Origin of the sequence: Methylobacterium nodulans ORS 2060, from assembly GCF_000022085.1 — a bacterium.
Lineage (GTDB): Bacteria > Pseudomonadota > Alphaproteobacteria > Rhizobiales > Beijerinckiaceae > Methylobacterium > Methylobacterium nodulans.
This window is the reverse complement of record NC_011894.1, coordinates 5,390,344-5,414,414: the sequence shown is the minus strand read 5'-3', so window position 1 is coordinate 5,414,414 and position 24,071 is coordinate 5,390,344. Positions and strand designations below refer to the sequence as shown.

The 24,071-nt window shown below is 71.3% G+C and carries 25 protein-coding genes; 10 read left to right on the top strand and 15 right to left on the bottom strand.

What is annotated here, in order from left to right:
* Positions 1–280: 280 nt before the first annotated feature.
* The 3 genes from MNOD_RS25250 to MNOD_RS25245 form a co-directional block, all read right to left on the bottom strand.
* On the bottom strand, positions 281–1,768 hold the full coding sequence (locus MNOD_RS25250) for a caspase family protein (RefSeq protein ID WP_015931790.1): 1,488 nt from the start codon (positions 1,766–1,768) through the stop codon (positions 281–283).
* Positions 1,769–1,860: 92 nt separating this feature from the next.
* Positions 1,861–1,986, bottom strand: coding sequence for a hypothetical protein (locus MNOD_RS50075; RefSeq protein ID WP_015931789.1), 126 nt, complete (start codon positions 1,984–1,986; stop codon positions 1,861–1,863).
* Positions 1,987–2,063: 77 nt separating this feature from the next.
* A complete protein-coding gene (locus MNOD_RS25245; RefSeq protein WP_015931788.1) occupies positions 2,064–2,957 on the bottom strand; it encodes a DUF4399 domain-containing protein in 894 nt (297 codons plus the stop codon).
* 190 nt (positions 2,958–3,147) lie between these two features.
* Here MNOD_RS25245 and MNOD_RS25240 point away from each other — a divergent pair, with 190 nt between their 5' ends.
* The 3 genes from MNOD_RS25240 (at position 3,148) to ssuD (ending at position 6,928) form a co-directional block, all read left to right on the top strand.
* Positions 3,148–4,818: an SUMF1/EgtB/PvdO family nonheme iron enzyme gene (locus tag MNOD_RS25240; RefSeq protein WP_244424559.1), complete on the top strand. Its 1,671-nt coding sequence runs from the start codon at positions 3,148–3,150 to the stop codon at positions 4,816–4,818.
* Positions 4,819–4,896: 78 nt separating this feature from the next.
* Entirely contained in the window at positions 4,897–5,388 is a 492-nt protein-coding gene (locus MNOD_RS25235) for a glutathione peroxidase (RefSeq protein ID WP_015931786.1), read from the top strand.
* Positions 5,389–5,764: 376 nt separating this feature from the next.
* Positions 5,765–6,928, top strand: a complete 1,164-nt coding sequence (gene ssuD, locus MNOD_RS25230; protein WP_015931785.1) for an FMNH2-dependent alkanesulfonate monooxygenase — start codon at positions 5,765–5,767, stop codon at positions 6,926–6,928.
* 316 nt (positions 6,929–7,244) lie between these two features.
* Here ssuD and MNOD_RS25225 read toward each other — a convergent pair whose 3' ends face one another.
* The 4 genes from MNOD_RS25225 to MNOD_RS25210 all read right to left on the bottom strand — a co-directional run bounded on the left by MNOD_RS25225 (position 7,245) and on the right by MNOD_RS25210 (position 12,036).
* On the bottom strand, positions 7,245–8,000 hold the full coding sequence (locus tag MNOD_RS25225) for an ABC transporter ATP-binding protein (RefSeq protein WP_015931784.1): 756 nt from the start codon (positions 7,998–8,000) through the stop codon (positions 7,245–7,247).
* Positions 7,997–9,757: a branched-chain amino acid ABC transporter ATP-binding protein/permease gene (locus tag MNOD_RS25220; RefSeq protein WP_015931783.1), complete on the bottom strand. Its 1,761-nt coding sequence runs from the start codon at positions 9,755–9,757 to the stop codon at positions 7,997–7,999. Before MNOD_RS25220 ends, MNOD_RS25225 begins: the two co-directional genes overlap by 4 nt.
* A 4-nt stretch (positions 9,758–9,761) precedes the next feature.
* A complete protein-coding gene (locus MNOD_RS25215; RefSeq protein ID WP_015931782.1) occupies positions 9,762–10,799 on the bottom strand; it encodes a branched-chain amino acid ABC transporter permease in 1,038 nt (345 codons plus the stop codon).
* Between the two features lie 79 nt (positions 10,800–10,878).
* The gene (locus MNOD_RS25210; protein WP_015931781.1) at positions 10,879–12,036 is read right to left on the bottom strand and encodes an ABC transporter substrate-binding protein; all 1,158 of its coding nucleotides are present in this window, start codon (positions 12,034–12,036) and stop codon (positions 10,879–10,881) included.
* A 304-nt stretch (positions 12,037–12,340) separates the two neighbouring features.
* On the opposite strand from MNOD_RS25210, the gene MNOD_RS25205 reads away from it, so the two are divergent.
* Positions 12,341–12,676 carry a hypothetical protein gene (locus MNOD_RS25205; RefSeq protein ID WP_015931780.1) on the top strand — a complete coding sequence of 112 codons (336 nt, stop codon included), beginning with the start codon at positions 12,341–12,343 and terminating at the stop codon, positions 12,674–12,676.
* A 7-nt stretch (positions 12,677–12,683) separates the two neighbouring features.
* Here the strand turns inward: MNOD_RS25205 and MNOD_RS25200 are convergent, their stop codons facing one another.
* The 8 genes from MNOD_RS25200 to MNOD_RS25165 form a co-directional block, all read right to left on the bottom strand.
* Complete coding sequence (locus MNOD_RS25200) at positions 12,684–12,929, bottom strand: hypothetical protein (RefSeq protein ID WP_015931779.1); 246 nt, start codon at positions 12,927–12,929, stop codon at positions 12,684–12,686.
* Positions 12,930–13,295: 366 nt separating this feature from the next.
* A complete protein-coding gene (locus MNOD_RS25195) occupies positions 13,296–14,231 on the bottom strand; it encodes a YVTN family beta-propeller repeat protein (RefSeq protein ID WP_015931778.1) in 936 nt (311 codons plus the stop codon).
* Positions 14,228–14,767: an SRPBCC family protein gene (locus MNOD_RS25190; RefSeq protein WP_015931777.1), complete on the bottom strand. Its 540-nt coding sequence runs from the start codon at positions 14,765–14,767 to the stop codon at positions 14,228–14,230. The genes MNOD_RS25195 and MNOD_RS25190 overlap by 4 nt, the downstream gene beginning before the upstream one ends.
* 15 nt (positions 14,768–14,782) lie before the next feature.
* Positions 14,783–15,382 (bottom strand): DUF447 domain-containing protein, encoded by a 600-nt coding sequence (locus MNOD_RS25185; protein ID WP_015931776.1) that lies wholly within the window; start codon positions 15,380–15,382, stop codon positions 14,783–14,785.
* Positions 15,383–15,386: 4 nt separating this feature from the next.
* Positions 15,387–16,802 (bottom strand): DUF6513 domain-containing protein, encoded by a 1,416-nt coding sequence (locus tag MNOD_RS25180; protein ID WP_015931775.1) that lies wholly within the window; start codon positions 16,800–16,802, stop codon positions 15,387–15,389.
* Positions 16,803–17,156: 354 nt separating this feature from the next.
* Positions 17,157–17,771 carry an amino acid kinase family protein gene (locus tag MNOD_RS25175; protein WP_015931774.1) on the bottom strand — a complete coding sequence of 205 codons (615 nt, stop codon included), beginning with the start codon at positions 17,769–17,771 and terminating at the stop codon, positions 17,157–17,159.
* A 10-nt stretch (positions 17,772–17,781) separates the two neighbouring features.
* Entirely contained in the window at positions 17,782–18,498 is a 717-nt protein-coding gene (locus MNOD_RS25170; RefSeq protein WP_015931773.1) for a (5-formylfuran-3-yl)methyl phosphate synthase, read from the bottom strand.
* Positions 18,499–18,500: 2 nt separating this feature from the next.
* Complete coding sequence (locus tag MNOD_RS25165) at positions 18,501–19,025, bottom strand: DUF3280 domain-containing protein (RefSeq protein WP_015931772.1); 525 nt, start codon at positions 19,023–19,025, stop codon at positions 18,501–18,503.
* 168 nt (positions 19,026–19,193) lie between these two features.
* Here MNOD_RS25165 and MNOD_RS25160 point away from each other — a divergent pair, with 168 nt between their 5' ends.
* The 6 genes from MNOD_RS25160 (at position 19,194) to MNOD_RS25135 (ending at position 24,053) form a co-directional block, all read left to right on the top strand.
* A complete protein-coding gene (locus MNOD_RS25160; protein ID WP_015931771.1) occupies positions 19,194–20,468 on the top strand; it encodes an ABC transporter substrate-binding protein in 1,275 nt (424 codons plus the stop codon).
* A gap of 102 nt (positions 20,469–20,570) precedes the next feature.
* Positions 20,571–21,563, top strand: coding sequence for a YVTN family beta-propeller repeat protein (locus MNOD_RS25155; RefSeq protein ID WP_015931770.1), 993 nt, complete (start codon positions 20,571–20,573; stop codon positions 21,561–21,563).
* Positions 21,564–21,690: 127 nt separating this feature from the next.
* Complete coding sequence (locus MNOD_RS25150; RefSeq protein WP_015931769.1) at positions 21,691–22,125, top strand: cupredoxin domain-containing protein; 435 nt, start codon at positions 21,691–21,693, stop codon at positions 22,123–22,125.
* A gap of 67 nt (positions 22,126–22,192) precedes the next feature.
* Positions 22,193–22,432, top strand: coding sequence for a hypothetical protein (locus MNOD_RS25145; protein WP_015931768.1), 240 nt, complete (start codon positions 22,193–22,195; stop codon positions 22,430–22,432).
* Positions 22,429–23,178: an ABC transporter ATP-binding protein gene (locus MNOD_RS25140; protein WP_015931767.1), complete on the top strand. Its 750-nt coding sequence runs from the start codon at positions 22,429–22,431 to the stop codon at positions 23,176–23,178. The genes MNOD_RS25145 and MNOD_RS25140 overlap by 4 nt, the downstream gene beginning before the upstream one ends.
* The gene (locus MNOD_RS25135) at positions 23,175–24,053 is read left to right on the top strand and encodes an ABC transporter permease (RefSeq protein ID WP_015931766.1); all 879 of its coding nucleotides are present in this window, start codon (positions 23,175–23,177) and stop codon (positions 24,051–24,053) included. The genes MNOD_RS25140 and MNOD_RS25135 overlap by 4 nt, the downstream gene beginning before the upstream one ends.
* Positions 24,054–24,071 lie beyond the last annotated feature (18 nt).

The window sequence follows — 24,071 nt, the reverse complement described above, 5'->3', positions numbered from 1 at the left end:
GCGTTGAAGGAGGGACGCCGGGACGGATGCTGGATGAGGTCAGAGACGTCGCAAGTCAATCGCCCGGGGATCGTCATCGCGCCATCGCCCGCCATCGCGCCGCGGAGCCCCGCCGCGCCGCCGGGGCCGGCTCATCCGAAATCCGATCGCTTGCTCGGCGATTGCTGTCGCAATCGCGCGGCAATGCGGATTTCGGCTCCGCTCAGGGAGGCGCGGAGCTCTGCTCCGCGCCGCGCGGGCTTGGTGATCCGGGTTCCGAACCGATCGTCCGGAACCCGGATCACTCGTCGTCCACGCTCTCGCGCAGCCGCATCACCTGCGGACGCAGATCCTGGCAGGTGAGGTCGCGGGCGAAGCGGTCGATGGCCCGCTTGTCGCGGGTGTTGCGCAGCGTCGCGAGGGTCTGCGCCTCCTGCTCGCAGCTCGAGGCGGAGGGCGTGGCCCGCGCCAGCGCGGGCGAGGCGGGATCCGGCTCGCGGAAGGGCTGCGGCGGAACCGGATCGGGTACCAGCTTCGGCCGGGCCGGACCGTCCGGCGGCTCCATGCTCTCGATCAGGCGTGCCACCTGCGGGCGCAGTTCGTCGCAGACCAGCTCGCGCTGGAAGCGCAGGATCTCGTCGGGCACGCGGCGGGCCCGCAGGCGAGCGAGCGTCTCGGCATCCCGCTGACAGGCTCCCGCCCGCCCGGCGCCCGGCGGCTGGGCCGCGGGACCCGGCGCCACCGCGGCCGTCGCCGGATCATGGGGAATCGGGCGTGTCTGCGGCAGCGGCTTGCGCTCGGGCAGTGGCGGTGGCGGCGGCGGCACCGCCGCCGTCCCCGTGCTGCCGGTGAGCTTGGCCACCTGCGCCCGCGCCAGATCGGCGTAGAACCCGGTCGGATGGGCGGCCAGGAAGGAGCTCCAGGCCTCCCGCGTGCCCACCCGCTCGGCGAATTCGTAGTCGCGCCGGGTCTCCCGCTGCGCGCGCTCCGCGCCGCCGGGGTCGAGGGTCTTGTCGTCCGGGACGAGGGCCGTGATGGCGCCGCCGAGGGAGCCGTAGACGAAGGGCTCCTGCTTGCCGCCCGTGAGCCGCAGCACCTCGTCGCGCACTCGCCCGAAGGCGACCCGCACGTCGAGGCCCGGCACCGGCAGGTGTTTGAGGAGCGCAGTGGTGAAGGGGCTGTGCTCGCCGGCGCCGTCCTCCGCGACGGAGCCCGCCCGCGCCGCGAAGGCGACGAGCGTGTCGCTGACCGCGGGCTCGACCTTGGCGAGGCCGTTCGCCACCGCCCGCACGCTCACCATCCGCTGCATCGCGGCATTGAAGGGGTTGTTGCGGCAGGCATCCAGGATGACGAGGCGCAGCCGCCGCGCGGGCTCGATGGCGCGCACCACGCGCTCCAGCGACAGGCCCTCGTCCTCCACATCGAAGTCGCTCTTGAGCCGCGCATCGGTCGGGATGAGATAGTTGATGCCCGAGACTTCGATGCCGTGGCCGGCGAAATAGACGAGCGCGATATCCGCCTCGCGGGCGGTCTGCATGAATTCGCGCGTGGCGCGCTTGAGCTCGACGGTCCCGAGATCCTGCCGCAGCTCCACCGAATCGAAGCCGGCGCGGCGCAGCATCTCGGCCACGGCGGCGGCATCGCGGCCCGGATTGGCGAGCACCGGGACCGAACGGTAGGCGGAATTGCCGATCACAAGAGCCACCCGGCGTTCCGCCGCAACGCCGTTCGTGGTGATCACGAGGAACCCGGCCAGTACCAACACGGGCGCGAGGATCCACCTCTGCATCGCTGGCCTCCGCTCGCGGCGGCATGGGGTCGCCACGCCCCGCCGATCGTTCCTCTGCCTCCCGGGGGCTGTCTCCGCTGCGTCGTCGGCGGTCAGGCCCTCGCCTTGGCGGGGTGGGGGATCACCCGCGCGGGCGCCGGCTGCGGCTGCGCCGGTTTGTCGGGAAACCACATCTTCACCGTCGTCCCCGTGCGGGGGTCCAAGATCGTGAGGGTCATCGACGCCTCCTGTTGCCGTGATCCGGACCATTTCAGTTTTCGGCGCAGGCGGATGTGCCGGGCCGCACGCGGGGTGGTCAGGGCCGGACGGGCCGTGCCACCCGGGCCCGGGGCGGCCGTCCGGACACGGTGACGAGCACCCGGATCGGCTTCGAGTAGATCGGGGGATCATGCGGCACGTGATCCTCGTCCGCCAGGAGCAGCTGCAGCGTGTGGCGGCCGGGGGTCAGGGTCACGCGCGCCTCGGTCTGGCCGGCGCCGAAATGCAGGTGGTTGAAGTCGTTCGGGATCGGCCGGTCGGGGGGCGGAAGCGGCGTGTCGATCAGCAGGTGGTGGTGGCCGGTATTGGCCTTCACGACGCCGGCCGGCGCGACGCCCATGCCGATGAGACCGAATCGCACCAGCACGGTCCGGGGCACGACGGCGCCGTTCGGCGGGCTCGCGATGTAGACCTTGGCGCCCTTCGGCGAGGGATGGCGCGTCCCCGGCTTGCGCGCGGCGACGCCCGGCACGGGGGCGCCCTCGCGCACCACGATGCGGATTCGCTCGGACAAGATCGGGGGCGTGTGCGGGATGTGCTTGTGGTCTGCCAGCAGGAGCTGGAGGGTATGCTCGCCGGGGGGCAGGTTCAGCTCCGCCTCGGTCTGGCCGGCGCCGAAATGCAGGTGGTTGAAGTCGTTCGGGATCGGCTCGCTGAGATTCGGCAGCTCCGTGTCGACCAGCAGGTGATGATGGCCGGCATTGTCGCGCTGGATGCCGGCGGGCGCGATGCCCATCCCGCGCAGGCCGAAATGGATCGTCGTGTTGGGCGGGATCACCGCGCCGTCCTTCACGTCCACGAAGTAGACGCTCGCCCCGGCCGGCGCCGGGGACGGCCCACCCTTCAGCGCCTCCTGCGCGGTGCCGGGCCGCGACAGGCAGAGAGCCGGCAGGCTCATCAATAGGACCGGCACAAGCCTGATCGGTCGCATCGTCCTCTCCCTGTCCGGTCGGTCGCGACAGTCAGATCTCACCAGATGATCACCCGCATGCAAAGCACAAGATGATGTTTTACTGCCCGGTCGTCAGTCGAGAGACGTTTTGTGATGCGGCAAAATGCCGCTATCTGAGTTTTTCCCTATGACGCTCCGGCAATCCGTTGTTGGCTGTGCTGCGGGTTGCATGATGACGTGGTTCTGCGGAGCGAGCACAGACGGAATCGGGAGGGACGCCGCGGCGCGAGCGGCCGCGCGCAGCGTCGTCATCCTGCTCTGGCTGGTCATCGGCATCGGCGCCGCCGCGGCGCAGAGCCGGGCGGTCGTCACCGACACGAGCCCGCGGCTCGCCCTCGTCCTCAGCAACTCGGCCTATGCGGGCGGCGGCCCGGACCCCCTCGGCACCAATCGCAGCGCGCGCCTCGTCGCCGAGGAGCTGGCGCGGCTGGGCTTCGACGTCGAAGCGGGGGAGAATCTCACCAAGGCCCAGATGCAGCAGCGCGTCGCGGAGGTCACGGCCCGGGTGGGCCGCGGCTCGGCGGTGGTGTTCTTCTACAACGGCTACGCGATCCGCTCCGGCCAGCAGAATTTCCTGATCCCGGTCGGCGCCACGGTGCGCTCCGAGATCCAGGTGCGTCAGGAGGGCCTCGAGCTTGATTCGATCCAGGCCGAGTTCGCGCGGCGCGGCGCGTCACCCCGAATCGTGATCATCGATGCCGCCCGCCGAAATCCCTTCGAGGAGACCTTCCGGCGCCCGCCCGAGGGCTTGGCGGCGCTTGAGATGCACGACGGCATGCTGGCGATCTTCAGCGCCGCCCTCGACAGGCCGCCGGAGGAGGCAGATGACGGCAGCCTGTTCGTGCGCGAGCTGCTGCGCCAGATTGCGACGCCGGACCTGAGCGCCGAACAGGCCTTCGCCCGCACCCGCATGGCGGTCGCCCGGGCGACCGGGGCGAAGCGCGTGCCCTGGGTCTCCTCCTCGCTCCTGGAGGATTTCTACTTCGTCGCGCCGGGCATGGCCCCCAAGGCGCCGCCTCCCGCCCCGGCGCCGTCTGCGGGCGCAACCCCGCCACCCGGCGCGGCGCCGCGTCAGGCCGCACCCCCCTCCGTCGCGGAGGCACCGCCGCCGGGGAGCCTGCCCAAGCCGGGCGAGACCTTCCAGGACTGCCCGACCTGTCCGGAACTCGTCGTGGTGCCGCCCGGCGACTTCGTCATGGGCGGCGATGCCCCGTACGAGAAGCCCGCCCACCGCGTGACCATCCGCAAGCCCTTCGCCATCGGGCGCCATGAGGTGACCTTCGCGCAGTGGGACGCCTGCGTCGCCGCCGGCGGCTGCAAGGCCGATATCGACGACCACGGCTTCGGGCGCGGCGACCGCCCGGTCATCGACGTGAGCTACGACGACGCGCAGAGCTACCTGCGCTGGCTTTCGGCCCAGACGCGCCAGACCTATCGCCTGCCGAGCGAGGCCGAGTGGGAATATGCCGCCCGGGCGGGGGCGAGTTCGCCCTTCTGGTGGGGCTCCACGGTGGGGAGCGGGCGGGCCAATTGCGAGGACTGCACCCAGAGCCCGGCCCACCGGACAACCGCCGTCGGCTCCTACCGGCCGAACGGCTTCGGGCTCTACGACACCGCCGGCAACGCCGCCGAATGGGTCGAGGATTGCTGGAACATGGGCTATCGCGGGGCGCCCACGGATGGGTCGGCCTGGCGCAGCGGCCAATGCGACCTGCGGGTGCTGCGCGGCGGCTCCTTCACCGGCCGCTCCGCCACCGCGCGCTCGGGCGCCCGGTTCCGCTACGACCACGACATCCGCTACTACGCCAACGGCTTCCGGGTGGTGCGCGAGCTGCCGTGAGCGCCCCCGGGGTCTTGCCTTGCCGCATGGTCGGGCGGAGAACTGGCCCCCCTGGGACAGGCCTGAGCCGCCGACCGCATGACCGCGATCTACGACTTCTCCCCCGCTGCGGCCGATGGCACGCCGCACCCGCTCGCCGCCTACCGCGACCACGTCCTGCTCATCGTCAACACGGCCTCGCGCTGCGGCTTCACTCCGCAATACGAGGGGCTGGAGGCGCTCTGGCGCCGGCACAGGGCGGCGGGCCTCGTGGTGCTCGGCTTCCCCTGCAACCAGTTCGGCGCCCAGGAACCCGGCGATGCCGACGAGATCGCCCGCTTCTGCCGCCTCACCTACGCGGTCTCCTTCCCGGTGCTCGCCAAGGTGGCGGTGAACGGGCCGGGGGCCGATCCGCTCTTCGTCTACCTCAAGCGCGCGCGGCCGGGGCTCCTCGGCACCCGGTCGATCAAGTGGAACTTCACCAAGTTCCTGGTCGGGCGCGACGGAAGCGTCATCGGCCGCTACCCGCCGCGCACGCGGCCCGCCGCCCTGGAGGGCGCCATCGTGGCGGCACTGCGCGCAGCCGCCTGAGCCGCCCGGTGCGGCCCGTCGTCGTTCGGGGGCACCGCGGTCCGGAAGACCCGCCACGGCCGAACTCTCGCTGACGATCGCGACGAAAGACCGCTGGCATCCCGATTTATGGAGAATCGATTTCTCCACGCTGCCGAATAAATAGCATAAATGGCTCCAATCGCACCATAATGTGAAATTGACTGGATCGGCATCCGCCTCTATTTCCTGTGAAAGATCATCCAAGACAGTTGGATACGCCCGGCGAGATCGTTCCAGATCTGTCGAGACGGCGATCATTGTCGTGGAAGGACGCCGCGATGCGGCGGCTTTCTGAGGAAATTCGGGGCGTCTCCGACCGGGCCGGAGGCGCCGTGGCTGCGTGTGGAGACCGCCGATGAGCGCACAGACCGATGTCCTCTGGTTCCTGCCCACCCACGGCGACGGACGCTATCTCGGCGCCAGCGAGGGCGCCCGCGAGGTCTCGCTCGCCTATCTGCGCCAGATCGCGCAGGCGGCCGACGAACTCGGCTATTTCGGCGTGCTGCTGCCGACCGGCCGCTCCTGCGAGGATTCCTGGATCGTCGCCTCGGCGCTGGCGCCGCTCACCAAGCGTCTGCGCTTCCTCGTCGCCGTCCGGCCCGGCCTGCAGGAGCCCTCGATGGCTGCCCGCATGGCCGCGACGCTCGACCGCATCTCGGACGGGCGGCTCCTCATCAACGTGGTGACGGGGGGCGACCCGGTGGAGCTGCGCGGCGACGGCGTCTTCCTCGGCCACGACGAGCGCTATGCGGTGACGGACGAGTTCCTGCACATCTGGCGCGGCCTGATGGCGGGCGAGAGCGTCACCTTCCAGGGCAGGCACCTGCGCGCCGAGGATGGGCGCCTGATCTTCCGGCCCGTGCAGGACCCCTATCCGCCGCTCTATTTCGGCGGCTCGTCGGATGCGGGCATCGAGGTCGCGGCCGATCATTGCGACGTCTATCTCACCTGGGGCGAGCCCCCGGCCCAGGTGGCGGACAAGATCGCCCGCGCCCGGCAGGCCGCCGCGAGGCGGGGCAGGAGCTTCTCGTACGGCATCCGCCTGCACGTGATCGTGCGCGAGACGGAAGGCGAGGCCTGGGAGGCGGCCGAGTCGCTGATCTCGCGGCTCGACGACGCCACCATCGCCCGCGCGCAGGAGACCTTGAAGCGCCAGGACTCGGTCGGGCAGAGCCGCATGATGGCGCTGCACGGCGGCGACCGCGGCCGGCTCGTGGTCTCGCCGAACCTGTGGGCCGGGGTCGGCCTCGTGCGCGGCGGCGCGGGCACCGCCCTCGTCGGCTCGGCCGATCAGGTGGCCGACCGGATGAAGGAGTACATCGATCTCGGCATCGACCGCTTCATCCTTTCCGGCTACCCGCATCTGGAGGAGGCCTATCGCTTCGCCGAGCTGGTCTTCCCGAAGCTGCCCCTGCGCAGCACCACCGGCACCGGCCCCCGGGTGGCGCGCAACGACGGCCCCTTCGGCGAGGTGATCGCGAACGACATCGTGCCGGCGCGCCGGGTCGGGGCGCATTGAGCCGGGATCGCAGTCCGCGGAAGCCGGACGCCGCGAGGCGGAAGGGATCCTGGGAATCGAGAACTCGCCACCTTGGGATGCGGCACTCCGCAGGGCGGTTCGTGACGCTTCATCCGTCAGGGGCGGCCCGGCCGGTGGCACCTGATCCGGTTTCCGGACGGACCGTCCGGAGACCGTCGGCTCGCCCGGCTTCCTCTCGCCTTCTCCTTCCGCTGGCGCTGCAGTCGTGCAGGCCCGAACGGGCCCGGAAAGAGGGTGCGGGGAAGGGGCGGAGACCCTATGATCCGGTTGGCGAACGCTCCGTCCGGAAACCGGATCACCCGCGCGGGAGGGGCCCCTCCGGCGCGGTCTGATCCGCCGAGAGCACGCCGAGATAGGTCTCGACCACCCGCTCGTCGGCCCGGAGCGCCGCGCTCGGCCCCTCCAGCACCACCGCGCCGCCGTCGAGCACGTAGCCGTAATCCGCCACCTGCAGGGCTGCGCGGGCGTTCTGCTCGACGAGAAGCGCGGCCACGCCCTCGTCGCGCAGGTGCGCCACCTTGCGCATCACCTCCGCGACGACGAGAGGAGCCAGCCCCAAGCTCGGCTCGTCGAGCATGAGGAGACGGGGCCGGCCCATCAGGGCGCGGGCCATGGCGAGCATCTGGCGCTCGCCGCCCGAGAGCGTGCCGGCGAGCTGGCGGCGGCGCTCCTTCAGGCGCGGAAACAGCGCGAACATCGCGTCGAGGTCGCCGCCCCCGCCGCGGCCCCGGAACCGGAAGGCGCCGAGCCGCAAATTGTCCTCGACGCTCATGCTCCCGAACAGCTCGCGCCGCTCGGGGATCAGGCTCAGGCCCACCGCCACCCGCTCCTCGACGGGGAGCCGCGCGAGGTCCCGGCCCTCGAAGCGGATGCTTCCCCTGGCCGGCAGGATGCCCATGAGCGCGTTGAGCAGCGTGGTCTTGCCCGCCCCGTTCGCGCCGAGCACCGTGACGACGCGGCCCGCCGGGACCGTGAGCAACACGCCGCGCACCGCCTCGACCTTGCCGTAGGCCACCCGGACGTCGCGGGCCTCGAAGAGCGGCGGGCTCATGCGGCGCGCCCGAGATAGGCCTCGATCACCGCCGGGTCGGAGCGGATCGCGGCGGGCGGCCCCTCGCAGAGCTTGGCGCCGAAATTCATCACCACGAGCCGGTCGGCGAGGCCCATCACGAAATCCATGTCGTGCTCGACGAGGAGGATGCCGAGCCCGTCCGCCCGCAGGCGGCGCAGCAGATCGGCCAGGGCCTGCTTCTCGCGCAGGCGCAGGCCCGCGGCCGGCTCGTCGAGGAGGAGCAGCGCGGGCGACAGGCACAGCGCCCGCGCGATCTCGACGATGCGCTGCTGGCCCAGGGCCAGGCTCCCGGCGGGCCGCTCGGCGAATTCGGCGAGCCCGACCCGCGCGAGCTGCCGGCGCGCCTCGGCGAAGATCGCGGCCTCCTCGGTGCGGTCGAGGCCGAGCGCGCCGCGCAACGCCCCCGCCCGGCCGCGCAGATGCGCGCCGAGCGCCACGTTCTCGATCACCGACATGCCGCCGACGAGCTTCACGTGCTGGAAGCTGCGGGCGACGCCGAGCCGCGCGATGGCCCGGGCCGGCTGCCCCGCAACCTCGCGGCCGAACAGGGTGATGCGCCCCGCATCGCAGCGCGCGACCCCGGTGACGAGGTTGAAGGTCGTGCTCTTGCCCGCCCCGTTCGGGCCGATCAGCGCGACGATCTCGCCGGCCCGCACCGCGAGGTCGATGCCGTCGACCGCGACGAGGCCCCCGAAGCTCTTGCGCAGGCCCTGCGCGTCGAGGAGGGGAGTGCCCGCCGGCGCGGACGGTCGCGCTGGGAGGACGGCGTCCGTCTCGGGGTGGCGCGGCGGCAGCGGCGTCGCGCGCCGCGTCAGCAGCGGCCAGAGGCCGTCCGGCGCCCGCTGCAGGATCAGCACGAACAGCAGGCCGAACACGATCGCCTCGAAGTTGCCCTGCGTGCCGAGAAGGAGCGGCAGCACGTTCTGGAGCTGGTCCTTGAGGACCGTCACCAGCGTCGCCCCGAACACCCCGCCCCAGACCGAGCCCGCCCCGCCGAGAACCGTCATCAGCAGGTACTCGATGCTGGCGTTGAGGCCGAAGGGGGTCGGGTTGATGGCCCGCTGCACCTGGACGTAGAGCCAGCCCGAGAGGCCCGCGAGCATCGCCGCATACGTGAAGGCGACGATGCGCGTGCGGCCCGTGTCGATCCCGAAGGCCTCGGCCGCGACGGCGCCGCCCTTGAGCGCCCGGATCGCCCGGCCGGCGCGTGCGCGCAGGAGGCGGCGGGTCAGGAGGATGCAGAGGGCGAGGCTGAGCCACACGAGCCAGAACAGGGACGGGCCGCTGGTGATCGGGGTGCCGAAGAGCGTAAGCGGCGGCAGGCCCGCGAGTCCGTCGAAGCGCCCGAACGCGTCCGTGTTGCCGAGCGCGTAGAAGAAGGCGATGGTCCAGGCGATGGTGCCGAGCGGCAGGTAATGTCCCGACAGCCGCAGGGTGATCGCCCCGACGCAGAGGGCGGCGAGGCCCGCGGCCGCCACCGCGGCCGGCAGGGTCAGCCAAGGCGGGAGGCCGAGGCGCAGGCTCAGGAGCGCGCTCGCATAGGCGCCGATGCCGACGAACATCGCCTGCCCGAACGACATGATCCCGGCGATGCCCGTGAGCACCACGAGGCCGATCACCACGATGGCCGAGAGGCCCGCATAGGTGAGGAGCGTGAGCCAGAACGGCTTCAGACCGGCGAGGGGGAGGGCGGCGACGAGGGCGAGGCCGGCGAGGGGCAGGAGGCGGGAGGGCATCGGACTACTCCTCGTCCTCGACCGGGGCGGCGCGGGCCGAGCGCCAGAGCAGCACCGGGATGATCGCCAGGAAGACGATCACCTCCTTGTAGGCGCTGGCCTCGAAGGCCGAGAGGGATTCGATGAGGCCGACGAGGATCGCGGCCGCCGCCGCGCCCGGGTAGCTCGCGAGGCCGCCGATGATCGCGGCGACGAATCCCTTCAGGCCGATGAGGAAGCCGGTGTCGTAGTAGATCGTGGTGAGGGGCGCGACGAGGATGCCGGAGAGCGCCCCGATGAAGGCTGCGACCGTGAAGCTGAGGCGGCCGGCCATGGCCGGCCCGATCCCCATCAGCCGCGCCCCGAGCCGGTTCACCGCGGTGGCCCGCAGCGCCTTGCCGAGGAGCGTGACGCCGAAGAAGAGCCAGAGGCCGGCGATGATCGCCAGGGTCAGGCCGATCATCCAGAGCGACTGCCCGCTGATCACCAGGGGGCCGGCGGGGAGCATCGCATCCGAGAGCGGCGGGGTGCGGGACCCCTCCGCCCCGAAAAAGACGAGGCCGAGGCCGGTGAGCGCGAGATGCACCCCGACCGCCGCGACGAGGAGGACGAGGACCGACGCCTTCTCCAGGGGGCGGAACGCGACCGAATGGAGATAGGCGCCCATCGGGGTGACGATGGCGAGGGTGAGCGCGATGCCAAGGGCGAGGCCCGGCTTGCCCGGGCCGAGGGTCACGGCCAGCCCCGCCACGAGGGCGGGCAGGGCGAGATCGCGCAGGGCGAGGCGCAGGAGCACCCGCGCCCCGAGGGCGTGGCGGGTCTCGACCAGATCCGCCGCGAAGGCGGCGGCGCCGAGCGCCAGCAGGAGCGGGACGGTCCCGGGCACCGTGCCGGCCTCGAAGCCCGCGAGCGTCAGCGCCCCATAGGCCACGAACTCGCCCTGCGGGATCAGGATCACCCGGGTGACCGTGAAGACGAGCACGAGGGAGAGGGCGATCAGCGCGTAGATCACGCCGTTCACCACCCCATCCTGGAGCAGCAGCAGGAGAATCGTGGCGTCCACGGGAGAACTCGTCGCGGTTCGGCCTCCCTCCGCGGTGCGGCGGGAGGCCATGGCTGACCGGCGGGGGCGCGGGCTCCGCTCAGTTCGTCTGGGCGAGCAGCTTCCAGCGCCCGTTCTCGATCGTCACCATCACCCGCGCGCGCTCGTCCTGGCCGATATGGTCGGAGGGGCTCATCGTGGCGACGCCGTGCGTGTAGACGACCTCGCGCAGCCCTTCGAGCGCGTCCCGCAGGGCGGCGCGGAATTCCGGCGTGCCGGGCTTGGCGGATCGCAGCGCGACCGGCAGGGCGTTGGCGAGGAGCAGGGCGGCGTCGTAGGCATGGCCGCCGAAGGCCGCGAGCGTGCCCGCGCCGTACTTCGCCTCGTAGGCGCGGGTGTAGTCCAGCGCCACCTTGCGCACCGGATTGCCCTCGGGCAGCTGATCGGCGACGAGGAGCGGCCCGGCCGGCAGGATCGTCCCCTCGACGTCCCGGCCGCCGACGCGCAGGAAATCGGCATTGGCGACGCCATGCGTCTGGTAGATCTTGCCGGAAAAACCCCGTTCCTTGAGGGTCTTCTGCGGCAGGGCGGCGGGCGTGCCGGAGGCGGCGATCAGCACCGCGTCGGGGCGCGCCGCCATGAGCTTGAGGGCCTGGCCCGTTACGCTGGTGTCGGTGCGGGCATAGCGCTCGCTCGCCACGAGCCGAATGCCCTTCGCCTCCAGGCGCGGACCGATCTCGCCGAGCCAGCCGTCGCCATAGGCATCGTTGAAGCCGATCATTCCCACCGACTTCACGCCCGCCCGCGCCATGTGCCCGACGATGGCCTCGGCCATCAGGCTGTCGTTCTGGGCCGTCTTGAACACCCAGCGCCGCTTGTCGTCCATCGGAGCGACGAGCTTGGAGGAGGCCGCGACCGTGATCATCGGCACCTTCGCCTCCGCCGCCACCTCGACCATGGCGAGCGAGACCGGGGTAATCGACGAGCCGATGATCGCGTCGACCCTGTCGTCGCTCGCGAGCTTGCGGGTATTGGCGACGCCCTTGGTGGTGTCCGAGGCGTCGTCGAGCACGATCCATTCGACCGGCGTGCCGCCGATCTCGGCCGGCATCAGCCCGACGGAGTTCGACTGGGGGATGCCGAGCGAGGCTGCCGGTCCCGTCTTCGAGATCGTCACGCCGATCCGGATCGGCTCCGCCACCGCCCCGAATGCCAGCGCGACGCCCGCGAGCGCTCCCGCCCAGACCGACCACCTCATGACCATGCTCCCTGTCGACTGGCCGGGCCGCCCGCGCGGCGCGACCGTCTCGCCCGTGTTCTGGCCTCGTCCCGTTGTCCGGGGTCTTCTTGTCCTGCGGCGCTCCGGTCGTGCCGGGTCCGCCCCGCAGGTGCGGCGCGTATGCGCTCTTAGAGTTTGCCGGGCGCCGTGGGAAGCGGCCCGGCGGATTCCGATCGGCCGCCGGCCCGCAACGGGTGGGGCGTGGCGCGGAAACCCGGCCCGATCGTGAGAATGCGCGCCTTGCGATTCACCGCCCGGCGATCGTCTTGCGCGAGGATGGGGTATGCCTGCCGATCCGATCAACGCGAGAACGCTCGCGGCTGCCCTCGCACTCGGCGGCCTCGCGACCATGATGCTGGCGCCGGCCCCGTCCTGGAGCAGCGTCGGCATCGGCGTCGCATCGCTGGTCGCCTATGGGATCCTGTCCCTGCTTGCCGGCCGCCAGGCTCGGCCGCCGGGCGACGGCCCGCGGCACATCACGGTGGAGGTCGTGGTCGAGGACCGCCCGCGCCGGCCGAGGCCGGCACCGCCGCCCCCGCCGCCCGCGATTCCACGCGCTCTCTCGGCCGCACACCCGGCGATCTACAAGGCCATGCGGGTGAGGCGGATCGGGCGGTAGCGGCGGCTCACGGCGCGAGTGGGCGCCAGCCGACCGGGGGATCGCCCTCGGGCAGGCGGTGTCCGCCGCGATCGCGCCACGCGACGGCGCCGAGCGTGAAGGCCGGGTCCTCGGTGACCACCAGTTCCGGATCGTCGAGCCGCGCCTCGATCACCGCACCGCTCGCGAGCCGCAACTCCACGGGCTGCCCATCGAAGGGCGGCTCCATGAAGACCGGCCGTCCGATCCTCCGCCAGTCATAGACTTCGCCCATGGCGAGCCCTCCTCGCTGAAGCCTGCGGTCCGGGCGCGGCTGCGCCCTTCAGGATGTTATCCGGTTTCCGGTCGAATCGCTGCGAGGTGATCGTCTGCGCCCTTTCCGGCGACAGCATTCCCTCCCTTTCCCGGACGACTGCGGCGTCAGCGGAAGGAGATCCGGAATCCAGCAGGAGGACTTGCCGCGAAGCGGCTCCGATTTCCAGCGCCGCTGGTGAAAGGCGGTCGCTGCGCGGCCTCCTGTGCTGGGTCCCGGGTCGCATTCCGCTGCCGCTTCATGCGCCCGGGACAGGAGCGGGTCAGGCGCGCTGCCGATGCCGCAGACATTCGCCTGATCAAGCGATCACATCGGGGTGCGCGACCGTCAGCGCAGGAAGTCTCCGAAGGACCGCGGCCCGTCGGAGGTCGTCACCTGCCCGGTCACGCGCAGGCTGGCGGCATCGATCACGCTCATGGTGTTCGATTCCCAGTTCGCCACGTAGACCAGCCGGCCGTCGCGGCTCGCCGCGATGCCCTCCGGATACTCGCCGACGTCGATGCGCGGTCCGGGTTTGAGCGTCGCGAGGTCGAAGGTGCTGACCGTGCCGCCATACTGGTCGGTGACGAAGGCGCGTCCGCCCGTCAGCGCGACCGCGTAGGGCCGCTCGCCCACCGGCACCCGGGCGATCTCCCGCTGCGTCGCGAGGTCGATGACCGAGACGTCGTTCGAGCCGACATTCGCCGTATAGGCGCGCCTGCCCTCCGGGTCGATCGTCACCCCGAAGGGGCGCATGCCGACCTTGACCACCGCAAGGCGCTGGCGCGTGCCGGCATCCACCACCGACACCGCATCGTCGTCGCGGTCGGCGACGAGGATGAGGCGTCCGTCCCGCGTCACCGCGATCCCTGAGGGCGAGGTGCCGACCGCGATCTCGCCCTCGAGCGTCAGCGTCGAGGGGTCCACCGCCCAGAGGCGCTTGGCGTACCAGTCGGCGACGTAGACCGTGCCGCTCACCGGGTTCACGCCGACGCCGAGCGGGCCGCCGCCGAGCGGCACCGTCCGCTCGATGCGCCGGCCCGCGACGTCGATCACCACCAGCGCCTTGCCCTCGGGGGCGGTGACATAGGCGCGAGTACGGTCGGGCGAGAGCGCGATCCCGGCCGGTGCGCCCGGCACGGGGATCGTCGCCTCGACCTTGCGCGTGTCGAGGTCGACGATGTCAACCGCATTGGCGTTCTGGGCCGTGACGATGGCCTCCGCGGCGCTGGCCGGAGCGATCAGGCCGGCGCCGAGAAGCATTCCCGCGAGGAGAGCCTTCACGAGCCGCTCTTCTCGAGCTTCGTCTTCAGGTTCTCGAGCCCGGCCTTGTAGAGCTCGGTCACCGCCTTCACCGCCGCCTCGTCGCTCAGCTCGGGCGGCGGGTCGTTGTTCATGTAGCCCCGGTAGAACGCGCCGTCCCACGTCACCGTGGATTTGCCGCCCTCGGACGGCTCGACCTTGATCGTCGAGGAATAGTTGTTGACCGGCAGAACCTTCAGGTCGACCTTGTTGATGCGGTACGACAGGCTCTTGTTCTCTGCCGAGTACTTGTAGAGCTCTTCCTCGACGGTGGCGCCGCCCTTGAGCGTGAGGGTGCGGGTGGCCTTGACCTCGTTGCCGCCCTTGCCTTCGGTCTTCTCCACCGGCGGCAGCCAGCTCATGTCCTGGAAGTTGCCGACGACGGCCCAGACCTTCTCGGGCGCGGCGTTGATGGTGACCTTCTCCTCGACCTTCTTGCGGGTCGGGCCGTGGGCCTCGGCCGCAAGCGGCGCGAGCGCGACCAGCGCCGCGACAGCGCCCCCGATCAACAGCTTCATGGGATGGTTCTCCTCTCAAGCCTCGGTGTCGTCGACGAGGAGCCGGTCCGCCGCGGCAAGGTTGAGGGCGGCGGCGACCTTCTCCTCGATCCAATGCCACGCCTCGCGCTCGGCGGGGCCGGCCGTCTTGGAGACCGCGATATGGAGGTATCGCATCTCCGAGAGCACTTTGTCCGGGGGCAGCCGGTCGAGCCGCGTCGACAGGATCGCGGCCTCCAGCACGGCGGCCTGCGCCCGGTTGTAGCCCGTGAAGGGGCGGTGGGCGGCCTCGTGGACGATGCGCGCCCGGAAGCGCGGACGTAACGGATCGTCCTCCACCGCCACGACCTCGAATTCCCGGTGCCCGTAGGCCTCGGCGAGGCGCCGGCCCGGAATGCGCTCGCAGGGCAGGGTGGCCCAGTCGCGCCGGCCGGTGACGCAGCCGGCAATCACCCGCATGTCGGCGGGCGCGGCGGCGGCGAAACAGGGATTCGACTCGAGGTTGGCGATGGTCGGAGAGGGCCGGAAGGGCGCGAGCACGAAGTGCGCTCCTAGTGCGATGAGGCCGAACGGCACGAGGTGCAGGCGGCCATCCGCTCCTTGCGTCGTGACGATGGTCTCCAGGATCAGCGGCACCGCCTCACTCCGTCCCCTCGGGCTCGCGCGCCGGGCGGCGGCCGTGCAGCGTGTGCCCGACCTCCTTGAACGTGGTGGTGTCCTCCGCCACCGCATCCACCGCGCAGCCCCAATCCAGGGGCTCGTCCTGCACGTAGCGCTTGCCGAGCCGCCAGGCGAGTTCGGCTTTGGTCAATTCCCCGCCGAGATAGAAGGCGTGCCCGCCATCCGTGGCGACGTCGAGGTCGGGGAAGAACGCCATGGCGTCGGTGCCGACCTTGTGGATCGCGCGGTTGTAGATGTGGACCCCGTCCTCCGCGACCGCCACGCGGTAGTTCGGGTCCCGCACCTCGGCGGCGAGCGCGGCGATCTCTTCCGGCGTCTGCACGTAGGGCTGCTTGTCGTGCAGGCTCAGGAGCTGGCGCCCATAGCCCTTCGGCAGGGCGCCGTCGGCGCGGGCCGCGTACATCACCCGCCGCGCCGCGTCGTGCTCCTCCACCGTGCGCCGCGTGTGCTCCGAGACCTGCACGATCAGCACGTTGCGGATGGCGAGTTCCGAGCACAGGCCGACCAGCATCGCCGTGACCCCGACGCTGTCGGCCTCGGTGAGTTCCGTGAGATTGCCCGTCCCCATCATCATCTCGATGTCGGGATGGCGGCGGCGCGTCTCGTGGTAGCGCACGATCGAGGCGGCGAAGCCGAAATGGATCGGCTCCAGGATCGGGTCGGCCAGGAAGGGCCGTCCGGCCTTCCGCATGCGCTCGATCGCGCGGTCGAGGGAGGCGAGGTCGTCGGGCCGCACCGGCACGAGCACCGGCACGGCGTCGGTCTCGAAGGCGAGGTCGAGACTCTCCTCGCTGAGGCTGAGGAGGAAATCCGCCCCGGCCTTCGCGCCGCGGGCGAGTTCGTCGCGGTCGAACGAATCGACGCTGACCTTGAGGCCCGCGCCCTTCAGCAGCCGGACCGTGTCCTCGAGATGCGGGAAGGGCGTGTCCGGCAGGCCGCCGAGATCGATCACGTCGGCGCCGCGGCGGGCGAGGTCGAGGGCGCGGGCCAGGATCTCGTCGGGCGTGAGCTTCGAGGCGTCGACGATCTCGGAGAAGATGGTGAGGTCGTGCCGAGACAGGTCGACCTTCCGGCCCGTGAGGCCGAGATAGGCCGGCAGGTCCACGATCTCGTCGGGACCGCGCTCGACGGGCACGCCGAAGAACTCCGAGAGCGCCCCAGTATCGGCCCGGCAGCGCCCGGGCAGGATGATGCGGTCCGCCTCCGCCGGCACCGTGACCCGGCGGCGGATGATCTCTTCGGTCATCAGGGCGGCGACCTTCACGCCCGCATCCGCGATGGTGCCGGCGAATCGGTCGGCCGGCAGCGCCGCGACGATCTTTTCGAGGCGCGGCCTGGCCAGCCGGCCGGTGACGAAGACCAGGTGCTCCGTCATGGGCAGCCCATGCGGATCTGAGGCGCGGACAAGGCGGGGAATCTTTCCGTGCGAGCGGGGGGCATGCCTGCGGAGGCTTGCGCGCCTCGACGAGTCCTCAATCGAACCTGACCTGCGTGGAGGCCGCCCCGCTCCTCATGCTGAGGTGCGCGCGAAGCGCGCCTCGAAGCCCCCCTGAACCGATTTCCCATCCACCAGAGCCTTGGACCAGCGGTCCTCATGCTGAGGTGCTGGCGAAGCGAGCCTCGAAGCATCCCTGTCGCGCTCCACTGGAGCCCTCCTTCGGGGCCGCCGGCGCTGCGGTACCTTAGGACGAGGGACGGGATGGCGAAGGCGATGGCGGTCCCGCGCATCTCAGGCTCCCGCATGCGCCGGGAGCCTCGGCGCGACAGCGTCGTCGATGCGGAACGACGCGTCGGGCGTCCAGCTCCGCTCGCTCCGCGGGCCACGCAGCACGATCTCGCCGCAGAAGCGCCGCGCGAAGCGCGGGAAGGCCGCGTCCACCAAGCCCTCGGTCGCCGGATCCCCGGCCTCCGCCGACTTCACCAGCACGCAGCGTTCTGCCCCGAGTTCCGCGGCGAGCCAGAGCGCGAGGCTGTCCGAGGTCACCTCCCAGCACTCCGGGATGTCCGCATGCCCGTCCTTCAGCAGCGCAGGATCCCAGACCGGCACGCGCCCCCGGCGGAGATCCGCCGCGGGATCGACCGACACCGTGAGCCGCGGTTCGAGCGCCTGAAGGATCCGGGCCATGCCGCTCATCGCGTCGAGGGCGAGGCGATGGGCGAGCGCGTCGTCGAAGGCGAGGGCCGCTTGAGCTTTCCGCACCGCCTCCGCCAGCGGGCCGCCGCCCGGCACGATCACGGCGGGCCCCTCGGCCCCGTCCGCCAGCCCGCGCAGCACCGTGCGCAGCCGCACGGCATCCGCCGTCAGGCTGCCGCCGAGCTTCACCACGCTGAGACCGGGCGCCATGCCGGGGTCCTTACGCCGCTGTCGGGCGGACCGCAGCCGCGGCGAGGCGTCGCGCCGCCTCGGCGATGCGCGCGGGATCGAGACTCGTGCGCCGGTCGCTTGCCGCGCACAAGCCGCCCCGGAAGCCGAGATAGCCGGGCGCGAGGGGAAGCAGCACCGGGATGTCGTCGAGGGCGAGCGAGCCCGCAAGCCCCGAGAGCAGCCCGAGGCGCCGGCAGGAGGCCGCGAAGGCGGCGAGGTGGGGCAGGGCGAGGTGATCGGTGAGGCGCCGCCCGTCCTTGCCGCGCGTGTCGATCATGGCGCCGCGGAACCCGGCCGCGGCCAGGGCCGGCATCATCTCCGGGCTCGGACGATCCTCCGCGAACAGGACCGCGATCACGGGCGGACCGGCCGGCAGGGTCAGCTCCGAGACGGGGAGGCCGGGCGGGAGCGCGATCTTCAGGAAGTCGGCGCCGGTGCCGCCGAGCGCCGCCAGCATTGCGGCGGCCTCCGCCGCATCCGCCGGCTCGCCCGCGACCGCGCTGGTGAGTCCGCCCGCTGCCGCTGCCACGATGGCCCGGACGCTGTCGGCGGGCAGGGCCCCGAGCGCCCCGCGAGCGGGATCCTTGGCGTCGACGAGGTCGGCGCCCTCAGCGCGGGCGAGGGCCGCCTCGTCCGCGTCGCGCACGCTCACGAGGAGCCGCACCCGCGGGCGGTCCGGGGCAGCGGGGGACAGGGGGTGGGGCACGATCAGGACCGGTTCGGCAGGGGTTCGGCGAAGAGGCGGTTCTTCACCAGCCAGCGCACGCTGTGAAGCCAGGTCTCGTCCGTGTCGCCGCGGATCACCACCTGGCCGCCGCGCAGCACCTTCCCGTTCTCGGCGTCCGAGATGGTGATGCTGAGGTTGAGGATCTGGTTGGTGTTGCGCTGGACGTAGCCGTAGATCGCGAGGCTCGCGCCCGCCTCCCTGGCGATGCGCTCGGCGCAGCCCTCGCACTTGTAGAGCGGCGCCTCCTTGCGGATCTCGGCCGCCTGGGGCGCGAGATCGACGGATTCGACCGCACCCTGCGCCGCCACCGCCTTGCGCAGCTCGTCCGTGGCGAGCGCGAGGCGCCGCGACTCCTCCGGGCGAGGGGGACGTCCGCCCACAACCCCGGGATCGAGGAGTTCGATCCCGAACACCGCCGCCTTCTCGGGCGCGGCCAGGGCGACGCCCGGCCGCAGGGCGCCCGGCAGCACCAGGGCGGCGAGGAGGATGAGGCGGGCCGGCAACATCGGCGGACACTGCCATGACGGGCGAGGCGGGCGCAACGGAGCGGGCGGGGATTGTCCCGCCGGCACCGCCTTGAACTTTCGGGTGCGGCGGGGGCACCTTCAACTTAAGTTTCCCTTAGCGATAAGACGTTGAGATCGCGCGAGAATTCTTGGTAGCGTGCGGCCCGCATGGCCCCTTCTCCACGCGCTCTCCTCTGGCGGACCGGTCTTCTCTCGGCGGCGCTCCTGGCCGCTTCGGGGCCGCTTCCGTCCCTCGCCCAGCCCGCGCCGGCGGCCCCGCCCGCCGCCGAGGTGGCTCCGCCCGGCGCCACCGAGATCCGCATCGGCCTCGTCTACCGGCCGCAGGACGCGCCCTCCTCCTACGACGCGCAGGCCGTGCCCGGGGACGAGGGCGTGGCGGGCGCCCGCATGGCGGTGCGCGACAACAACGCGACCGGCCGCTTCACCAAGCAGGTCTACGCCCTGGAGGAGGTGGCCCTCGCCAACCCGCGTCCGGGCGAGCCGCCGCCGAAGGATCCCGTGGCGGCCGCCCGGGACCTCGCCGACCGGGGCGTGCGCTTCATCGTGCTGGCCCTCACCGGACCCGAGGTGCTCGCGGTGGCGGACGCCCTCAAGGATTCGGGCGTGGTGCTGTTCAACGCCGCCGCGCCGGACGACCGCCTGCGCGCGGCCGATTGCCGGAGCAACCTCTTCCACATCGCCCCGAGCCGGGCGATGCAGACCGACGCACTGGTGCAGTTCCTCGCCTTCATGCGCTGGCGCAAGCTCTTCCTGATCGTCGGGCCGCAGGAGGGCGACAGGCTCTGGGCCGAGGCCCTGAAGCGCTCGGCGAAGAAATTCGGGCTCCAGATCGCGGCGGAGAAGCCCTGGACCTTCGGCCCGCTCGCCCGGGCCCGCGGCGACACGCCGACCCGCGCCGAGGCCCTCGTCTTCACCCGGGGGCTCGACTACGACGTGGCGGTGGTGGCGGACGAGGCGGGGGATTTCGGCGACTACGTTCCCTTCCACACCGCCGATCCGCGGCCCGTGGTCGGCACGCAGGGCCTGTTCCCGACGACCTGGCACCCGACCCTCGAGGTCTGGGGCGCCGCCCAGGCGCAGAACCGCTTCCGGCGCCTCACGGGACGGCTGATGCGCCCCCTCGACTACCAGGTCTGGACGGCGATCCGCGCGGTCGGCGAGGCGGCGCTTCAGGCGAAGAGCGCCGATGCGGCTTTGCTCGGCCGTTTCCTCGCCGATCCGGCCTTCAGCCTGCCGGCCTACAAGGGCGTGGCCTTGAGCTTCCGCCCCTGGGACCACCAGCTCCGGCAGCCGATCCTGCTGGTGCAGCCGAGCGCTCTCGTGGCGGTTGCGCCCGAGCAGGGCTACCTGCACCAGCGCACGCCCCTCGACACGCTCGGCTTCGACCAGCCCGAGAGCCAGTGCAAGCTGTCGAAATCGTGAGGCGCCGGACGGCGCGCCCTGCGGCATCAGGCGGGAAACGGACCTATACGGGCCTTCGAGCCCTCGACGGGCCTCTGGACGGAACACGGGGAGAGAAACGGAATGAGCCGCCACCGGATGAGGGACGCGCTCGCCATCGGGGCCGTAATGCTCGGCCTTGGCGTGGTCGCCGCGGCGCCCGCCCGGGCCTACACGGTCTACGTGACCAACGAGAAGGGCAATTCGGTCAGCGTCATCGACTCGACGACCCTGCAGGTGACCGCGACCTGGCCGGTGGGGCGGCGGCCGCGCGGCGTGACCATCAGCCACGACGGCAAGCAGCTCTTCGTCTGCGCCAGCGACGACGACCGCATCGATGTCGTCGACACGGCGACCGGCAAGATCACCAAGTCCCTGCGCTCGGGGCCGGATCCGGAGCTGTTCATCCTGCATCCGAGCGGCAATCCGCTCTACATCGCCAATGAGGATGACAGCCAGGTCACGGTGCTCGACGTCGAGAAGAACCGCATCGTCGCCGAGATCCCGGTGGGCGTCGAGCCGGAGGGCATGGGCCTCAGCCCCGACGGCAAGGTCCTGGTGAACACCTCCGAGACCACCAACATGGCCCACTTCATCGACACCACGACGCATCAAGTGATCGACAACGTGCTGGTCGATGCCCGGCCGCGCTTCGCCGAGTTCTCGGCGGACGGGAAGTGGCTCTGGGTCTCGGCGGAGGTCGGCGGCACCGTCTCGGTGATCGACGTCGCGGCGCGCAAGGTGGTGAGGAAGATTTCCTTCAAGATCCCGGGCGTGACCGACGAGCAGATCCAGCCGGTCGGCGTGCGCCTCACCCGGGACGGCACCCGCGCCTTCGTGGCGCTCGGCCCGGCGAACCGGGTGGCGGTGATCGACGCCAGGACCTACGAGGTCGAGAAGTACCTGCCGGTCGGCCAGCGCGTCTGGCAGCTCGCCTTCACGCCCGACCAGAAGCAGCTCTTCACGACGAACGGCACCTCGAACGACGTCTCGGTGATCGATGTCGAGAACCTGAAGGTGGTGAAGAGCATTCCGGTGGGCCTTCTGCCCTGGGGCGTGGTGGTCTCGCCGCAATAGCGACCCTGACATTTCACGGTTTCACAGTGAGGCGCGGGCAGCACGGGGATCCCCTCTCCCGTTTGGGAGAGGGGATCCCGCGCTTCCAGCATCATCGCGATCGACGACCTGCCATCTGGAAAGCCCCATGCACACGCCCCTCCGCATCGCCGGCCTCGCCGCTTCTCTCCTGTGCGCCGCCCTCCCGGCCTCCGCCCGCGACCTCACCAAGGGGCGCACCGATCTGCCCGACCTCGTCCTCGGCGACGATCAGGGCAACGACTACGCGGTCTCTGCCAAGGACATCGAAATGGAGGCGGGCAAGGCCTACCGGCTGCGCATCACCGCCAAGGGCCAGAAGGAGTACAAGTTCTTCGCGCCCGAGTTCTTCCGCGGCGTCTGGATGAATCAGATCATCGTCAACCACCTCGAAGTCCACATGGCTGGGCCGCCCCATCACCTGGAGTTCGACGACCAGGGCACGATGGAGGTGGAGTTCGTGACCGTGCGGGCCGGCGAGTTCCCGTGGTTCGTCCAGGGCCTGGAGAGCCGCGGCATGACCGGGCGCTTCATCGTGAAGTGACGGCCGTTTCACCCGCGGCCGAGCCATCCTACATGAGCCGCAAAATCAGGAGGAAACCGGAACCCCGATGCGCCTGACCCTCTGCCTGCTGGCCTGCCTTGCGGCCGGCGCCGCCCGCGCCGACGACGAGTCGGAATGCCGCGACGGCATCACCATGATCCGGGCCGAGCTCGCCAAGCCGCCCGCCGAGTCGCTTCAGCGCAGCCTCAGGAAGGCCCTGCGCGTGGCCGAGCGCGAGCAGGGCGAGGGCGAGTTCAACGAATGTGTGGACGCGGTCCGGGACGCCCGCAAGGCCCTCGGCCGATGAGCACGGCCGCTCCCGCGCTGAGTGTCGAGCATGTCAGCCACCGCTTCGGCAGCCGCGCGGCCCTGGACGATGTCTCGCTGCAGGTGCCGAGGGGACAGTTCGTGGCGCTGCTGGGCCCGAACGGCGCGGGCAAGACCACGCTGTTCTCGGTCGTCACCCGCCTCTACCACAACCAGGACGGGGCGGTGGCGATCTTCGGCCACGATCTGCGCCGCGAACCCTCGCGGGCGCTCGCCCGGCTCGGCGTCGTGTTCCAGGCGCGCACCCTCGACACCGATCTGACGGTACGCCAGAACCTCCTCTATCACGCCGCCCTCCACGGCATCGCCCGCAGGGCCGCGGAGGCCCGCATCGCCGCTCTCCTCACCCGCGTCGGCCTGCTGGAGCGGCGGGACGACAAGATCCGCACGCTCTCGGGCGGGCAGTCGCGGCGGATCGAGATCGCCCGCGCCCTGATCCACTCGCCCGATCTCCTGCTCCTCGATGAGCCGACCGTCGGCCTCGACCTCGAAGCGCGCTCGGACATCGTCGCCATCGTGCGCGCGCTGGTGCGCGAGGAGGGGCTCTCGGTGCTCTGGGCGACCCATATCTTCGACGAGATCGAGCCCCAGGACCGCGTCGTGGTCCTGCATCGGGGCAACGTCGTGGCCCGGGGCCTCGCCGGCGCGCTGAGCGAACCCTCGGGCTCCCTCGAAACCTCCTTCCGCCAGATGGTGGCGGAGCCCGGCCGGAGGCAGGTCGCATGAGCCAGGCGCCATCCCCCACCCTCGCGGGGCCCGAGACCCACGCGGTGCGCGGCCGCCTGGATGCAACCGGCTACCTGATCTGCTTCCTTGGCATCGTGCGCCGGGAATTGCTGCGCTTCTTCAACCAGAAGGAGCGGTTCTTCTCCGCCCTGGTGCGCCCGCTCGTCTGGCTCTTCATCTTTGCGGCCGGGTTCCGCAACACGCTCGGCCTGTCGATCACGCCGCCCTACGAGACCTACGTGCTCTACGAGGTCTACGTCGTGCCGGGCCTCGCGGCGATGATCCAGCTCTTCAACGGCATGCAATCCTCGCTCTCGATGGTCTACGACCGGGAGGTCGGCTCGATGCGGGTGCTGCTCACCAGCCCCTATCCGCGCTGGAGCCTGCTCTTCGCCAAGCTCGCAGCGGGCGTCGCGGTCTCGATCATCCAGGCCTACGTCTTCCTCGCCGTCGCGGCCTTCTGGGAGACGGACATCCCGCTGATCGGCTACCTCGCGGCCCTCCCGGCCTTCCTGGCCTCGGGGATGATGCTGGGGGCCATCGGCCTGTTCCTCTCCTCGCTGGTGCGCCAGCTGGAGAATTTTGCCAGCGTGATGAACTTCGTGATCTTCCCGATGTTCTTCGCCTCCTCGGCGCTCTATCCGCTCTGGCGGGTGAACGAGTCGAGCGCGACGCTCTACTGGATCTGCCAGGCGAACCCCTTCACGCATGCGGTCGAGCTGATCCGGTTCGCCCTCTACGGCGCCTTCAACCCGGTCTCCTGCGCGGTCGTGCTCGGGACCGGGATCCTCTTCTTCGTCCTGGCGGTGATCGCCTACGACCCCGGCCGCGGCCTGCTCGCCCGGCGCGGCGGTCCGGCGGGCGAGGCCGCCTGAATCGTCACGGGATTGTCC

Excerpts from the sequence above, each read along its gene's own strand:
- MNOD_RS25250 (WP_015931790.1), bottom strand. The coding sequence starts at position 1,768 with ATGCAGAGGTGGATCCTCGCGCCCGTGTTGGTACTGGCCGGGTTCCTC.
- MNOD_RS50075 (WP_015931789.1), bottom strand. The coding sequence starts at position 1,986 with ATGACCCTCACGATCTTGGACCCCCGCACGGGGACGACGGTGAAGATG.
- MNOD_RS25245 (WP_015931788.1), bottom strand. The coding sequence starts at position 2,957 with ATGCGACCGATCAGGCTTGTGCCGGTCCTATTGATGAGCCTGCCGGCT.
- MNOD_RS25240 (WP_244424559.1), top strand. The coding sequence starts at position 3,148 with ATGATGACGTGGTTCTGCGGAGCGAGCACAGACGGAATCGGGAGGGAC.
- MNOD_RS25235 (WP_015931786.1), top strand. The coding sequence starts at position 4,897 with ATGACCGCGATCTACGACTTCTCCCCCGCTGCGGCCGATGGCACGCCG.
- ssuD (WP_015931785.1), top strand. The coding sequence starts at position 5,765 with ATGAGCGCACAGACCGATGTCCTCTGGTTCCTGCCCACCCACGGCGAC.
- MNOD_RS25225 (WP_015931784.1), bottom strand. The coding sequence starts at position 8,000 with ATGAGCCCGCCGCTCTTCGAGGCCCGCGACGTCCGGGTGGCCTACGGC.
- MNOD_RS25220 (WP_015931783.1), bottom strand. The coding sequence starts at position 9,757 with ATGCCCTCCCGCCTCCTGCCCCTCGCCGGCCTCGCCCTCGTCGCCGCC.
- MNOD_RS25210 (WP_015931781.1), bottom strand. The coding sequence starts at position 12,036 with ATGAGGTGGTCGGTCTGGGCGGGAGCGCTCGCGGGCGTCGCGCTGGCA.
- MNOD_RS25205 (WP_015931780.1), top strand. The coding sequence starts at position 12,341 with ATGCCTGCCGATCCGATCAACGCGAGAACGCTCGCGGCTGCCCTCGCA.
- MNOD_RS25200 (WP_015931779.1), bottom strand. The coding sequence starts at position 12,929 with ATGGGCGAAGTCTATGACTGGCGGAGGATCGGACGGCCGGTCTTCATG.
- MNOD_RS25190 (WP_015931777.1), bottom strand. The coding sequence starts at position 14,767 with ATGAAGCTGTTGATCGGGGGCGCTGTCGCGGCGCTGGTCGCGCTCGCG.
- MNOD_RS25180 (WP_015931775.1), bottom strand. The coding sequence starts at position 16,802 with ATGACGGAGCACCTGGTCTTCGTCACCGGCCGGCTGGCCAGGCCGCGC.
- MNOD_RS25175 (WP_015931774.1), bottom strand. The coding sequence starts at position 17,771 with ATGGCGCCCGGTCTCAGCGTGGTGAAGCTCGGCGGCAGCCTGACGGCG.
- MNOD_RS25165 (WP_015931772.1), bottom strand. The coding sequence starts at position 19,025 with ATGTTGCCGGCCCGCCTCATCCTCCTCGCCGCCCTGGTGCTGCCGGGC.
- MNOD_RS25160 (WP_015931771.1), top strand. The coding sequence starts at position 19,194 with ATGGCCCCTTCTCCACGCGCTCTCCTCTGGCGGACCGGTCTTCTCTCG.
- MNOD_RS25155 (WP_015931770.1), top strand. The coding sequence starts at position 20,571 with ATGAGCCGCCACCGGATGAGGGACGCGCTCGCCATCGGGGCCGTAATG.
- MNOD_RS25150 (WP_015931769.1), top strand. The coding sequence starts at position 21,691 with ATGCACACGCCCCTCCGCATCGCCGGCCTCGCCGCTTCTCTCCTGTGC.
- MNOD_RS25145 (WP_015931768.1), top strand. The coding sequence starts at position 22,193 with ATGCGCCTGACCCTCTGCCTGCTGGCCTGCCTTGCGGCCGGCGCCGCC.
- MNOD_RS25140 (WP_015931767.1), top strand. The coding sequence starts at position 22,429 with ATGAGCACGGCCGCTCCCGCGCTGAGTGTCGAGCATGTCAGCCACCGC.
- MNOD_RS25135 (WP_015931766.1), top strand. The coding sequence starts at position 23,175 with ATGAGCCAGGCGCCATCCCCCACCCTCGCGGGGCCCGAGACCCACGCG.